Origin of the sequence: Jeotgalibacillus campisalis, from assembly GCF_000829515.1 — a bacterium.
Taxonomy (GTDB): Bacteria; Bacillota; Bacilli; order Bacillales; family Jeotgalibacillaceae; genus Jeotgalibacillus; species Jeotgalibacillus campisalis.
The window spans coordinates 42752-56214 of sequence record NZ_JXRR01000013.1 but is presented as its reverse complement, the minus strand read 5'-3'; the positions used below and the strand labels follow the sequence as shown (position 1 = coordinate 56214).

15 protein-coding genes are annotated in these 13463 nt (G+C 38.0%); 3 read left to right on the top strand and 12 right to left on the bottom strand.

What is annotated here, in order from left to right:
• Positions 1–52: 52 nt before the first annotated feature.
• The 6 genes from KR50_RS06790 to KR50_RS06770 all read right to left on the bottom strand — a co-directional run bounded on the left by KR50_RS06790 (position 53) and on the right by KR50_RS06770 (position 2983).
• The gene (locus KR50_RS06790; protein ID WP_041056520.1) at positions 53–385 is read right to left on the bottom strand and encodes a DUF1048 domain-containing protein; all 333 of its coding nucleotides are present in this window, start codon (positions 383–385) and stop codon (positions 53–55) included.
• Between the two features lies 1 nt (position 386).
• A complete protein-coding gene (locus tag KR50_RS06785; RefSeq protein WP_041056517.1) occupies positions 387–725 on the bottom strand; it encodes a PadR family transcriptional regulator in 339 nt (112 codons plus the stop codon).
• A gap of 235 nt (positions 726–960) precedes the next feature.
• Positions 961–1119, bottom strand: coding sequence for a hypothetical protein (locus tag KR50_RS18460; protein ID WP_156969483.1), 159 nt, complete (start codon positions 1117–1119; stop codon positions 961–963).
• A gap of 112 nt (positions 1120–1231) precedes the next feature.
• Positions 1232–1723 carry an SRPBCC family protein gene (locus KR50_RS06780; protein ID WP_041056515.1) on the bottom strand — a complete coding sequence of 164 codons (492 nt, stop codon included), beginning with the start codon at positions 1721–1723 and terminating at the stop codon, positions 1232–1234.
• Between the two features lie 424 nt (positions 1724–2147).
• A complete protein-coding gene (locus KR50_RS06775) occupies positions 2148–2519 on the bottom strand; it encodes a hypothetical protein (RefSeq protein WP_041056513.1) in 372 nt (123 codons plus the stop codon).
• 62 nt (positions 2520–2581) lie between these two features.
• Entirely contained in the window at positions 2582–2983 is a 402-nt protein-coding gene (locus KR50_RS06770) for a hypothetical protein (protein WP_156969482.1), read from the bottom strand.
• A gap of 286 nt (positions 2984–3269) precedes the next feature.
• On the opposite strand from KR50_RS06770, the gene KR50_RS06765 reads away from it, so the two are divergent.
• The 3 genes from KR50_RS06765 to KR50_RS18900 all read left to right on the top strand — a co-directional run bounded on the left by KR50_RS06765 (position 3270) and on the right by KR50_RS18900 (position 6594).
• Positions 3270–4685 carry a hypothetical protein gene (locus KR50_RS06765; RefSeq protein ID WP_041056507.1) on the top strand — a complete coding sequence of 472 codons (1416 nt, stop codon included), beginning with the start codon at positions 3270–3272 and terminating at the stop codon, positions 4683–4685.
• 190 nt (positions 4686–4875) lie between these two features.
• Complete coding sequence (locus KR50_RS06760) at positions 4876–5664, top strand: ZinT family metal-binding protein (protein ID WP_052476852.1); 789 nt, start codon at positions 4876–4878, stop codon at positions 5662–5664.
• Between the two features lie 306 nt (positions 5665–5970).
• Positions 5971–6594 carry a CPBP family intramembrane glutamic endopeptidase gene (locus KR50_RS18900; protein ID WP_052476850.1) on the top strand — a complete coding sequence of 208 codons (624 nt, stop codon included), beginning with the start codon at positions 5971–5973 and terminating at the stop codon, positions 6592–6594.
• 24 nt (positions 6595–6618) lie between these two features.
• On the opposite strand, the gene KR50_RS17940 is transcribed toward KR50_RS18900, so the two are convergent.
• From KR50_RS17940 to KR50_RS06725, 6 genes are all read right to left on the bottom strand, one after another.
• Positions 6619–7119: a S41 family peptidase gene (locus KR50_RS17940; RefSeq protein WP_052476848.1), complete on the bottom strand. Its 501-nt coding sequence runs from the start codon at positions 7117–7119 to the stop codon at positions 6619–6621.
• Entirely contained in the window at positions 7094–7714 is a 621-nt protein-coding gene (locus tag KR50_RS06745) for a YdhK family protein (RefSeq protein WP_041056504.1), read from the bottom strand. The genes KR50_RS17940 and KR50_RS06745 overlap by 26 nt, the downstream gene beginning before the upstream one ends.
• Before the next feature lie 239 nt (positions 7715–7953).
• Positions 7954–9036, bottom strand: a complete 1083-nt coding sequence (locus KR50_RS06740) for a PQQ-dependent sugar dehydrogenase (protein ID WP_041056501.1) — start codon at positions 9034–9036, stop codon at positions 7954–7956.
• A gap of 39 nt (positions 9037–9075) precedes the next feature.
• Positions 9076–9825, bottom strand: coding sequence for an RQC-minor-1 family DNA-binding protein (locus KR50_RS06735; RefSeq protein WP_052476847.1), 750 nt, complete (start codon positions 9823–9825; stop codon positions 9076–9078).
• Between the two features lie 538 nt (positions 9826–10363).
• Entirely contained in the window at positions 10364–11008 is a 645-nt protein-coding gene (locus tag KR50_RS06730) for a putative bacteriocin export ABC transporter (RefSeq protein WP_041056496.1), read from the bottom strand.
• A 2-nt stretch (positions 11009–11010) separates the two neighbouring features.
• Complete coding sequence (locus tag KR50_RS06725) at positions 11011–13041, bottom strand: hypothetical protein (protein ID WP_041056493.1); 2031 nt, start codon at positions 13039–13041, stop codon at positions 11011–11013.
• Positions 13042–13463 lie beyond the last annotated feature (422 nt).

The window sequence follows — 13463 nt, the reverse complement described above, 5'->3', positions numbered from 1 at the left end:
GTACCCCGTTGTCACAGGAGTGCTGGCTTTCGTATTTTTTCAGCGGATCCAATTATTTAATTGAGTCGTTCAGCTTCTGCCGTTCTTTATCTCTCCAGGATTTTGTATCCATAACCAGTTCATCACAGAAGGCAGCTGTGTCATTGCCGGTCACTTCTTTCACGCGTTTGCCATTGGCAGCTGCTTCTTCAAGCAGATCAATGATGTGAGTAAAGACAAGTTTCGTTTCTTGCCAATCAACCATTCCACCAGTGTTCCATAAATATTTTTGCATTGCTTTGTAAGCGTTGTGGTAGTCACTTGGAAGTGTTTCTGCCCGCGCCTCCATCGCCTTCCATTCCCGCTTGTCGTTCAGACTGCCGATGATCTTTTCGAATAGACTCATATTACACATCCTTTTGTATTTTTTTTGCTTTGACTTCGTTGATTTTGCTCGAGACGAATTCCCATTTTCTCCAAAACGTTTCAAGATGCTCCTGTCCTGCTGCATTGAGTGTGTAAAATTTTCTTGGGGGACCCATAGTGGATGGCTTTTTCTCAATGTCCACCAGATTGTTTTTTTCAAGCCTCATAGTGATGGTGTAAACTGTTCCTTCCACTACATCAGTGAAGCCAAGTTCTCGCAGCTGCTGTGTAATTTCATAGCCATAGGTTTCGCCGCGGCTGATGATCTCAAGGACACACCCCTCAAGCACCCCTTTCAGCATTTCTCTGAAATTATCCATTTCACCCTCCTTTTTTCTATGTGCTTTTAATTCTGTTTAGAAAATATTTTTTTGGTATTTAGTATAACTTACTACTAGTATATAGTATAACGAGGTAGTGGTGCTGTCAAGAATCAAAAAACTGCATAACTAAAAAATCAACGCAATTCTCAAGTGAAGAATTGCGCTGATCTAGATGTATTTTACTGTTGTGTGAGTCGGATATATAAATAATCAATCTCCTCCTCTTGAAAACTCAGCTCTGTTTTTCTGCACTGTATTTCCGAATCCCATAGCCTATTCCGATCCCCGTAATTAAACAGGTTAATCCCCACATGTCCCAGTCGCCTGTGAAGTAGCTAATGGCTCCCCATGCTATACAAACCCCTAAGATTGCCCAAAGTATATGTTTCATTCAGCGTCCCCTATTCAAATTCTTTTACCATCTTTCATAAATAAAAGGCAGCCTGAGAAATCCCGTGCAGTAAGTACACGAAAGAATATTTTCCCGGCTGCCCCGCAAGCTTCTATTCAGCTAAGTAGTTATTTAGTTTCGTCATCTGCGAATTATATCCTTCGACCATGCCCATCTCACTCATTTTTTCCAATGTCTCAGCTGAATCAAATGTTGTAGTCGTCACAACCATCGTCCCGCCATCAGTGGGTTTGAACTCAACTTCAATATGCATTGAAGGCATTTCCGCGTTTACGTTGCCTTGCTGATCCGAAAACATGTCCTCATAGGTAAATCTTTCAGGTGACTGGATTTCTTTAAATTTTCCAATCCCCCATGATTCCATGCCATAGAAATCGCCCTGGCTTTCATCCTCACATTTCATGCAGTAATGCCAGATTCCGCCTGGCTCAAACTCAAATCGCTTGTTTTCTGTCTGCCAGCCTTCAGGACCCCACCAGGCTTCCAGCTCAGCTGAATTTGTAAATGCCTGAAACAGTCTGTCCTGTGAAACAGCAAACGTGCGTTCAGTGATTAACTTATTACCATCTGTCATCGTTTTCATGCAACAGCCTCCTATTTTGTAATCCAAGCACAAATGAATGAATGATAACATCCCGATTCAAAAGCCTTAAATTAAAACAGTAAACCTCTAGGTGACTGCGTCTTCATCAAAATTGAACCAATCAGTCAGATCTTGCAGAAAGCGTAACTAGACTTAGCGGGCAATACAGCAATGAGCCTCATCTCAAAAAAGAATCAGGACACTACAACTTAAAATATATCAAAATATTCAGATAGTTGGTAGTATAATATTTTGTTTATTTTGATTCCACAGTAAAAAAAGTTTGCGCTTGAGACAATTTAAATTTACTATGCTGGGCTCAGTTCATAGTAGTTTAGATACTGCATTCCATCATTGGATGATAGCTCCTTTTTAAAATTAGTTGAAAATGAGCACCACTATTCCTTACGCTTAAATTTGACCTCTACCATCTTTCATACCCTTTTCCATTTACACAAATTACATCGGCTACAGGTTCCCCCTCAATCGAAAATACTTTACTCCCTATAGGAGCATAGGTAGCTTCTCCTTCTTTTACTCTATACTCAGGATTCGTTTCCTCTTCACTGCCTTCCACTGTAAACCGTATCTCCCCCAATTCTTGATCCAGCGAGCTTTTATAACACTTTTTTGACAGTTCTTCATCGTAAGCATATTCTGTTCCTTCCCAATTGACCAAATCCACCCAATCAATAGAGACATGAGTGGGTGACGGTTGATAAAGATCCGCACACCCGGCCAGACAAAGAGAGATAACAGAAAAAACGGCTGCCATCTTCACCGGTTTCTTTACCATTCAAATCCTCCTTTTGAGCTCACAGCTATATAAAGTCAACACGGTCAGCTATAATTCACTCTCTATATACCTGCAATACTATCAATCGGGACAGACTCTCCATTCACTTGAATATCTATTATCTCGTTTTCAGGATCTACTGTTAATCTGTAGACGTTGGCTTTCAATAGCTTTCCTTGCGAATTCTCCTCATCTAATTTTATGATGAGCGTATCGTCTTGCGTTTCAACATTGGCTGTTACGTCTTTTACTGATCTAAAAACAAGATAATACGTATACTCCTCTTGTGTAATGAGCTGAACCGTCTCTTCACCATTCATGGCCTCTTGAACTTCTTCAGGTACCACCTCAATTTCACTGAAACTCAAGCTCGACGTTTCAGAAGTCTCTTGACACGCAGTTAAAACAATACTGCCAGTATCATCACAAATCACATTCTTTTCAATACTTTGCCCCCTGCCCATTTTCTTCTTATTTATTATTCTATAAATGTCTCAATTCTCCTTTTGAAATACGTGTTGAGAAAAGAAAATCTTTGACTCATTGATAGTGTTTTTCCTAAATCAAAGGTACCAGAAAATGATTAGAAATAAAAGGAAATTAAATTAAAATAAGGTAAAACTAAGTTGAAAAAGCTGTTCTAAATAATAATGCCTCTTTAATTCAGATTAGAAGCATGAGATAAGTATCCCTCTCCCTCCTGTGATACCATGATTTAAGAATTATATTTTACAGACGGGAGTATCCAGAATGAAACCATTCGCAAAACGGGGATATACCCTATTAATCAGTTTGTACGTTGTCATGCATTTTATCGTTTCTTTTATACAAGGTGAAGCACTAGTGACTTCGCTGTCTTTTTTTGGTCTGGCCGCTTTTATCGCCGGGTATTTTTTTCTGCCGATTAAGCAGGCTTCCATCTCCATTTTACTCCTTGCGATTGCCCTGCTCATCCATCTTTCGGCTGGTACTTCGGTCTTTGAATCGTGGGAATCCGGATTTACAGTGATGAGCGGACTGATAGCTCTGCTGTTGATCGTTCCGGTTATCAGCTGGGTGCTGGAAGAAAAACCTTATATTGAATCTGTCATTCATTTCGCACAAAGACTTTTGAACACAAGCCGCAAATTTTATTTTGGCATGTTAATAATTACGCAAATCATCTCTTACTTTTTATTATTTGGAGCCATTCCAATGGTTTACGGGATGGTGAACGGGTTTTTAAGCAACCAAAAGGGAGAAGCGTGGGAAAACTATAAAGGAACGGCTTTACTTCGCGCCTTTGCCTTAACCACCATGTGGGTCGTGAGTATTCCAAGCTTTATTTTTGCTGTTGATGCACTTGGGGCTTCATTAGGATTATCGATTCTGCAAGGGTTTTTCCTCTCCTTTGCAGGGGTGCTGCTTGCTGTACTTTTTTCCTACTTCCAGGAACGGCATTATGGAGTCGATTTGACAGAAGGCATTCAGGAACAGCTGGCGAAAATTACACAAGATCAGAAGCAGGAGACGCAGGGAAATCGAAATGTGACCGAATTTGTCTTACTTTTTGTTACACTCTTTGGGTCCATCTTTCTTTTAAACGCTGTCTGGGATGTTAGTCTGCTGCTTATCATTCCAATCGTAATCGTTGCCTGGGTCAATCTCTACTTTTTTATTAATAGAAAAAGCAGCCGGATACTAGCAAATGGAAAGCATTATATGAAAACGGGGATTCCAAATAAAGCACAGCAATTTTCCATTTTATTAGCGGCTGGATTTTTAATTGATGCGGTGAATCAATCTGGCTATGGAGACTATATCGTGGATGGGCTGTTTTATGTCACCGAGGCAATTCCCTTCGTAAACTTCCTGTGGATATTGCCTTTTGTTGTAATCATCTTAGGGTTTATCGGGCTCGGTCCTCTAACGGTGATCGTTTTGGTATCAGGGATTTTACAGGGTGTTGAAGTACCTTACCCACCTGAACTTATAGTTCTTGGCATCACCTCAGGAAGCGTGATTTCCATTATGCTCTCCCCGCTTATTTTGCCGACGATCGTGTTGAGCGCAGTAAATCGTCTGAGCATTGTAAAGAACAGTCTGATGTTTAACTACAAGTACGCGATTGCGTTTTATGTGATGACACAGATTTATATGCAGGGGTTTGTGCTGCTGTTTTTATAGAAGAAAGAGCTTGCGGCATAATGGGTCGCAGGCTCTTATTTGCATTTCTGCATTTACTATTTCCACCTGAATTATGTTCTGCTTTTAAAATGATCCTTTCTATAAAATACGTAAAAAGGAATGATTACTATTTACAAATAAGAATGATTACGATATAGTTTGTAAAGTAAATTAAGAGGAGGAGATACATATGAGTAAAAAATGGATGACATCATTTATTTTTATGACTGCCTTAACGCTGGCAGCTTGTGGAGAAGAGAATACGGCTACGAATGAAGAGGAAAACGGCTCTGCTTCAGAAGAGGTCGAGGAACAGGAACACAACCACGAGGAAGAGCACGATCATGACCATGATGAGGAACACGACCATGATCATGACCACGACCATGACGAGGAGCATAATCACGGCCACGATCATGATCATGAAGTAGACGAAGAGGCCCAAAAAATCTATGACGGCTATTTCGAAGATGACCAAATTCAAGACCGTGAGCTATCTGACTGGGAAGGCGACTGGCAATCTGTTTATCCATATTTAGAAGATGGAACGTTAGATGAAGTGTTTGCTCATAAAGCAGAAGAGGGTGACATGACGGCTGAAGAATACAAGGAATACTATACTGTAGGATATGAAACGGACGTGAATCGCATTGTGATCGAAGAAGATACGTTTACCTTCTTTGAAAACGGCGAGGAATCTTCTGGAAGCTATACGTATGACGGGTATGAGGTACTTGAGTACGAAAAAGGCAACCGCGGTGTACGATACATTTTCAAACTGGATGAAGAACAGAAAGGAACCATGCCTGCTTATATTCAGTTCAGCGACCACGGCATCGCTCCAAACGATGCTGACCACTATCACCTATATTGGGGAGATGACCGCGAATCGCTGCTTGATGAAGTTACCAACTGGCCGACCTATTACAACTCAGATCTAAGCGGTGAGGAAATTGCTGAAGAAATGATGATGCATTAATCAAACCTCTGACCAAATGGATGCTATGAATGAGCCTGAGACAAAAAAGTGTCTCAGGCTTTTTGACCGGCTCACTGCGCTTCAGACGGACGCTTTCCGCAGGGACGGCGCTGAGCCTTTCAGGGCAAGGCCCTGTTAAAGTCTCAGCTTGCCGTCATCTCCTGCTGGAGTCGCCGCCTTCCGCTCCGTTCACCTCATACTATTAATAGATACTGCAACATTTTTATTCTACTAGTATACTGCCTGTGGTAAAATTCAAATATAATAATTTACCATATTAGTGAATTGATGTTAAGTTAATGATGTATGGGGGTTACGAAAATAAAACTTACACTATTTATTTATATAGGGCTGCTTATAACTACAGGTTATCTTATTAACAGCTTATTTCAATTTAGTCCAAATTTTAATGAGTATAGAGGTGCGATATGGTTACTTGCATTTATATGTTTAACACTCGGCTTTAGAGATGTAAGAGAAATCATAAATCCCTTGCTGAACGTGAAATTCATCTACAAACCGTCAGCCTATCTATATATAATCATTTCATTAGTAATACCTTATTTACTTCTACTTATATGTGTCCATTATGAAATTTTATTAGACGAAACATTTATTTTAAATTATAAATATAGACAATGGCCGACAGCAGGGTGGAGCGACTACTTAAGATCAGGCATTCTTACTCCTATATGGGAAGAACTCTTCTTTCGAGGTGTTTTATTGTTCTTTCTGATAAAATACACTAAGCCATTTCTGGCAATTTGCATAACTTCCATTTTGTTTGCGTTGTTTCACCCACAGTTCTTGATCATCACACTTGTTGCAGGTGTACTGTTCTCTATAACAGCGTACAAGACAAACTCATTAATCCCCTCATTGCTTTCACATTCCCTTTGGAATTTATTTATGATGAGTTTATTTGCTTAACATTACTACTTCCTGGACACTGCCTTATCTATTAGTGCAGTTTTTATTCATAACGGAAAAGGATAATGAAAAACAGATAGAATCCTTTTTCTCGAGGTAGCTTAGCGCCATATTCAGGTCAACATCCGTTTTTAAATGTTCAGGTGTCCATGCAATATACTCATGAGGCTCTACCCCTATTCCCGTCATCCCTTTATTCTCATCAATCCTGGAGAGACGAGATGTTGGGTACATCAATACAAACCCTTCATCCCAGCTCTTACTGGCCAGGTTCGCATAATCGTTTAACCCCATCGTAGCTCTTCCCATCACCTTTACCTTAGTTGATTTCTTACAGGTTTCCACGAAAGATTCACCTGAACTGCCACAGCTATTATCTGTCAGAACAACAATGGACTTGGGCAGTAATGTTCCTTTAATAAAGGTTTCCTGAAGGAGTTCCTGAAAATTAAATTCTACGAAAAAACCGGCAGTCATATGTTGACTGCCGATTCTCAGTTTAATTAGCTGATAATTCTTTTTCAATCAGCCACTTATAGTTAAGAGCCGTATCTTCGCTTTCGGTCAGGGAAAAGTCCACCATATAAACAGTGGCATCCTCTTCTACCGCTTCGATTACAGCAGTTGCCTCATACATGCCCTCTATACGCTCGGTGCTGATTTCCACTTCTTCTCCTTCAGCATAAGGATCTTCTTGTGATCCGCCGCGAATTTCTTCGTCGATCACCCATTGATAATTCTCTACTCTTTCACTGCTGTCAGAACGGTCATACGACACACTGTACGCATTTGTATCAAACGCACTCACAATCGTTCCTTCCGCACCTTCCATCCCTGCAATATGAGAAGCATTGATTGTTACAGTATCTCCTTCTTCAAATGCAGGGTCCTCAGCGGTCTCAAGTCCTTCCGGAATTTCTCCGTCTCCAGAGAGTTCAATGCCGCCAAAACTATCGTTCGGCTGCGGATTGGCTGTACCATCCTCACCCGTTTCAACAATTTCATCTCCGCCTTCTGATGCCTCATCTCCTGAATTCTCTTCAGGATCACTGCAGCCGCCTGCAACCAGGACTGTGCTAAGTGCAACAGAAGCCGTTAAAAATTTATAATTCCGTTTCATTTGATCACCTTCCATAAATCTGGTTACTTTTAGTTTACCCTAAATGAGTGAAAATAAATCTGATTTTTACACATTGGAAGGCTTCTCTCAAACTAGGTCGTCGCACAGCACTATTTCCTAGGTAATAATCTTAACGTAGAACCAAGATCTCCTTTTCTTTTAGGTTTATTAAAACCATAATATATATGATGATCACACCTACTTAATAATAAGACTGCCCCAGCCTATTAGAATCGTTTTCAATTAGATGGAGAGAGAGGAATTTTATAAAGCTTGTCATCCTGATCTTGGGGATTCCCTCTGCCATCAGTGTTATTACTGATAAAATAAAGGAATTCCCCTTCAATGAACACATCCCGAATTCTTCCCAGACCCGATATGAACTCCCTTTGTTCATTTGTTTCAAGGTCAAATTCAAGCACAGCAGTTCCTCTTAAAGCGGAAACGTATAGTTTCCCTTCGTAATAAGCGACTCCAGATGGCGCCCAGGTGGATTCATCTCCGGAAGTAAAAAGCGGAAACACCATTTCATCCTGCTCTTCCTCCCCTTCGATCACAGGCCAGCCATAATTCTGACCAGGTTCGATTTGGTTGATTTCATCATTTGCATTATTTCCATGCTCACTTGCATACATCGTTCCATCTTCTGACCAGGCAATACCCTGAGGATTTCGGTGACCATAGCTGAAAACAAAGGAATCAGAGATTGGATTGTCCTCGGGAATCGATCCGTCAAGGTTTAATCTTAAAATTTTTCCGCCAAGTGAATCGACATCCTGTGCGATCTCACTAACAGAAGCATCTCCTGTTGTTGCGTACAGCTTGTCATCTTCTCCGATTTTAAGTCTCCCTCCGTGATGGTATGTGCCGCTCGGAATCTCATCCAAAAGAACATCTTCTTCCTTCCATTCATTCCCGTTTAACTGCAGCAGTACAATTCGGTTAAACTGCTCAGCTCCATTTTCATACGTATAATAGGCATATGCGAGATTCGATTCAGCAAAATCAGGCGATAGAACAAACCCCAGTAGCCCTGCTTCCGAGGCGGTTGATACCTCTTCTTCCAGCTCTACACGCTGCCGTTCTGTCTGCCCTTCTTCTATTTTCACGATGCTTCCTTCTCTTTCCGTTACGTAAAAGACATCATCCAGCTTATCAATGGACCATGGAGTCTCCAAGTTTTCAGCGACCACTTCCAAATCGGCCGATGCTTCATTCGATTGTGAATCGTCCATTCCGTTCGAAGAATCCTGTGGTTCAGTGTCAGAACATCCTGCTATGAAAACCATAGAGACAAGTGAGGCGAATAGTATCTTTTTCAATTCAATCTCCCCTCTCTTCGTTTTTAATAATAGAACCGTTTACCTCCATATCGGATTCTTTCGGCACTTCCTGCACCTATTCGGAAACGACAATCCTTTCTGCTTAAAGAACTGCTGCTCTCCCACTGAAAAAGTAAACCGCTTCAGGCATCCCCTGCACTTAATCATAAGATCAACTGGTTCTTCCACCTCGAGCGCTTCATTAATAGCTTCCTCTCTTGCCTTAACAGCTAAGTGATCGATCGGTTCGTTTCGATTTATAGCTTCAATCGCTATGCGAATTTCCTGCTTTATTTTGTTATAGTCAATTTTTCCCCATACTTCTAAATAAGGAATGAAGGCTTTCTCTCGAGACTCTTTTATCTTTTCAATTAGCAGTAAAATCATTTCCCTGTTTCGGTCTTTTAAATAACTCATATCGGGATTTTGATGCCCGACCCTGACCCATTTCCGCCATTCATCCAGCAGCTCGTCTGTGTATTGATCCATCTGAATCTGCCATCCTTTACGCGAAAAAACAATTAAGGGAAGCTTTCTATCGTACCTGATTTCAAGAAACTCATGATCAATCATCCAATCGATTTTAAGCAAAATATCGTCGAGTTTCCAAGTCTTATAGAATCCGTACACAGGACACTGATCGAGCTTCAGTTCCATCACTTTTTTCTCTTTTGAACCCTTTAAAATTTTTGCAAGAAGAGTTCTTCCCCCGTGATAAATGATCGCATCCGCCGCTCTCAATATGGCTTTAATCTCTTCAGCAGTTAATTGATTTGCTGCAGTATTCAATGGTTGTCCCTCCTCTGAATCCGTATCATTTATTGCAATGTTACTTAAAAGATAACATCAATAGGTGCACGAGAAAATATATTCTTTCCTTTCTGATGCTTGACCAGTGCAGTTAAGTTCCATCCGCCATTGTATTAAAATCGAAAAAGTAGGGACTTATATAAAGGACGAATTGCAGTATAACAGTTTTGTTAGGATTATATAAAATCATTTGTTATTATTTCTTCACTAGTTTGCTACTTATTTAAAAGACTACTCCAGTAACAAATAATTAAGAAAGAAACTGACAAATCTAACTTTAGTTGAAGAAGAAATGCTACAAGTATCTTAAATAATATGTTATCTAAACCAATCGCTAAACGTTAATCTGCTGTAAAAAAATCGACTACCTTAACTCTATTTTTAAAAAAGAGATAAGGTAGCCAATTTTTTTATCAGTATTAATCCAAAAACTTCTTTTTGCTTTTGTGTACTAAGAATCGATTATTTCTTGTAGATCGAACTTTTACAACCTGTAAAAAAAAGCAGATACTGTTTTTTAAAATTTACTTAAATCAATAATTCGAGAAAAATACGAAAGAATATCTCGATTGTGTGTTACGACAACAATTGTTTTGCCTTGTTCATTCAATTGTTTTAGATATTTCATGATAATCCCTTCGTTTTCAGCATCTAAACTGGCTGTCGGTTCGTCTGCAAGAATTAAGCTGCTTCCTTGTAAAATCAACCTAATAATGGCAATACGCTGCTGTTCGCCGCCACTCAACTGATAGATCTTTTTATTTGCTAAATGAGGGAGATTAAATTCTTCTAGAAGTAGACTAATTTTTTCGGCTTTACTTTTTTTATTTAACTTTTTATATTCTAGAGCTAAATTTAAGTTCCATTCCACAGTTTCATCTTCTACAAGTCCAAAATTTTGAAACAAATACCCAATTTTTTCTCTTCTCAACATCATTGTTGTTTTCGAATTAAGTGAAGGGTTTTTTTGACCCCACACAGATAGCTCGCCTTTATTTTGTGGAGTGATTAAGCCCATTATATTTAATAAGGTTGTTTTGCCCTTACCACTTTTACCAATAATGGCAACCATTTCACCGCGTTCAATAGATAAATTTATATCTGAAAGAACTTCTTCTTTCCCATAAGATTTAGTAATATTAGTAAGTTCTATCACTGCCATAATTATGCCCCCTTAATAACTTCATGAATGTTTGTTTTGACCACTTTTTTATACAAGTACAATAAAATAAGCAAATCAAGAACGAGCATGGACAGATAAACTAGCACATTAAATTCTATAAATAGCTTTAAGAAAATAGCAGTCAACAGGATCAGCCAAACAATAAGTTGAGATTTAAACATTTTATAAGTGTTAAATCCATGCATGTACTGAATCGCATATCTTTTACTGTTGGAAACAACGTCTACATAATTTGATATATACATAACAAATAATAGAGTAAAGAGAAATAATACAGTAAAAACTAGCAGATTATTTAATATGAATTCTGTGAAGTGTAATCTATCCATGTAAGGTGTTAATAGCGTACCAGCATTCACAAGACTACTTAACTCATATTGGACAAGTGCTTGATTAAATTCGCTACGTTCTTTTAATTTGAAATAAATATCCCCGCGATTCAACAAATCATAGTAATAAAGATTATCGAAATTTCCTCCATCAACCAATATAATAGAATTTTTTAAAGTAGTAATACCAGATTTTCCGGGTACTGTTTGGCCCAAAAGCTCATATTCCTGGTCATCCTCTATATAAACAACCTCTATATTTGAAATTTCCTCTTTTTCGGTTTCCTGTAATCCGAAAAATCCATTGTAGCCCAATAGATTATTATACTGTTCAATGTAGAATTCTTTCACAGTTGGTTCTTGATCTTTATATTTTATTGGAACTAAAATAGTGGGCTCTTCCGATTGAAGATTTTTCAGTTCCTCCCCCGTTGCATTTTTCATGTTCATGAATTCTTGAATATATCGCTCATTAGCAACGATATAATTCTCTTGAAGAGAATTATATATATCCTCTTCTGTTAACCCATTTATTTCTAAATAGGTAGGTGATAAAAGTTCTAGAACGTAAGCGTCATTAACGTAAAGTTGCTCTTTTTTATCAAAGAAATTATACATTTCTTCAATGGATTCCCCGTAAGTGGTAAGTAGGTCTGGGTTTCCGCGAGCCATTGAATCCTCATCGTAATTATAGCCATTGGAAGTAAAATAACCTTCTAATTGTGAGTACTGTTCCAAATCACTAGATATCTCTTGATACTCTCGATAAGTTTTGATAAAAGAGGAAACAGATAGCGTAATTGCCAAAATTAACAGTATTTTAACAACGTATAAAGCCATGTTTGATCGATTTGAATAGACTTTGTTTTTAACCATTAGATTGATATCTATGAATCGTAGGCTAAATTGAGTGACAAGTAACAAAATCGTATTTAGTAAAACGACTGAAATTAAAAATACAATCAACAACAAAAAGTAACGAGAGATAAAATTTCCTAAAGTCAAATAATAAGCAAGGTGAAGAACTACCGTAACTGAAATTACAAATACTTCCATTTTAAAGAAATCTTTTAAAGAAGCTTTTATCATGTCGAGGTTCGAATAACCAAGCATTTTTTTGATTGCATTTACTTTAATTCGTGTGAAAGTATAAATGAATAGCACCAGCTGTGTAAGGACTAACAGAACCACAAAATTTAAAGTATTGTTTTTAATAATTTGATCATAAGCAATATTATTGCTATAACGCTCTATTGAATTTTCCATTGCTACCGCAAAACCATTTAAGGTTTCAAAAGGTAAATCAGTGTAGAATACACCGTTACTGTCTACAAACTCTTCTTTTGTCAATTGATGATAAGAAAAGGACGTATCAGCAGAAATGGACTCTGGCTTACTTAATTTCTCAATTTGACTGTGATAAATCTCATAAATAAAATTATTATTTTCGGAAACAGGTGTCTTAATTAGCTGCAACCGACATGCTTCGTTTGAAAGACATTGAGCATTGAATTTATTGTATAATTCGTTCATTTCGTTTCCTGAAAAGCCTTCTACTATGTAACCATCCAAGGAGGTATCTCCTAAATTGTTCAATTCATAAATATCGTAAACAGATTTACTAAAAATATATGACAACAGGATTAATTGTCCTATTAAAAATATAAACAACAGTTTTTTCATAGTTCCTCCTAAAAATCGATAACCTAAAAATAAAGGAAAAGGGCGATAGTTTTTAAAGATTATCTTTTGTAGTAATCATAGTATTCATCTTTTTCATTTTATCCACCCTACTTTGTCCTTTTCCTATTTTTACTATATCAATTATAAAATGGAATTAAAGGATATTTTTTAAATTAATTGTAAAAGTTGAAATATTTCTGTAATTTGAAACATGTATCTCTTCTATTACAATTTTATATTTCAATAACGATTAGTAAGAATATAACTTCTTTCACGGAATTGTTAGCCTTTATTCATACATAGATTAATATACAGGCGGACAGTCATAATATGTAAAAAAGTAAAAGCTGGGACAGACAATTGTCGAAACGCAAAAAAAAAAAAGCTCTGCTCATCAAAAAGGATGGTCAGAGCTTTTTATT

Coding starts and splice junctions, on each gene's coding strand:
- KR50_RS06790 (WP_041056520.1), bottom strand. CDS start 385: ATGAGTCTATTCGAAAAGATCATCGGCAGTCTGAACGACAAGCGGGAA.
- KR50_RS06785 (WP_041056517.1), bottom strand. CDS start 725: ATGGATAATTTCAGAGAAATGCTGAAAGGGGTGCTTGAGGGGTGTGTC.
- KR50_RS18460 (WP_156969483.1), bottom strand. CDS start 1,119: ATGAAACATATACTTTGGGCAATCTTAGGGGTTTGTATAGCATGGGGA.
- KR50_RS06780 (WP_041056515.1), bottom strand. CDS start 1,723: ATGAAAACGATGACAGATGGTAATAAGTTAATCACTGAACGCACGTTT.
- KR50_RS06775 (WP_041056513.1), bottom strand. CDS start 2,519: ATGGTAAAGAAACCGGTGAAGATGGCAGCCGTTTTTTCTGTTATCTCT.
- KR50_RS06770 (WP_156969482.1), bottom strand. CDS start 2,983: ATGGGCAGGGGGCAAAGTATTGAAAAGAATGTGATTTGTGATGATACT.
- KR50_RS06765 (WP_041056507.1), top strand. CDS start 3,270: ATGAAACCATTCGCAAAACGGGGATATACCCTATTAATCAGTTTGTAC.
- KR50_RS06760 (WP_052476852.1), top strand. CDS start 4,876: ATGAGTAAAAAATGGATGACATCATTTATTTTTATGACTGCCTTAACG.
- KR50_RS18900 (WP_052476850.1), top strand. CDS start 5,971: ATGGGGGTTACGAAAATAAAACTTACACTATTTATTTATATAGGGCTG.
- KR50_RS06745 (WP_041056504.1), bottom strand. CDS start 7,714: ATGAAACGGAATTATAAATTTTTAACGGCTTCTGTTGCACTTAGCACA.
- KR50_RS06730 (WP_041056496.1), bottom strand. CDS start 11,008: ATGGCAGTGATAGAACTTACTAATATTACTAAATCTTATGGGAAAGAA.
- KR50_RS06725 (WP_041056493.1), bottom strand. CDS start 13,041: ATGAAAAAACTGTTGTTTATATTTTTAATAGGACAATTAATCCTGTTG.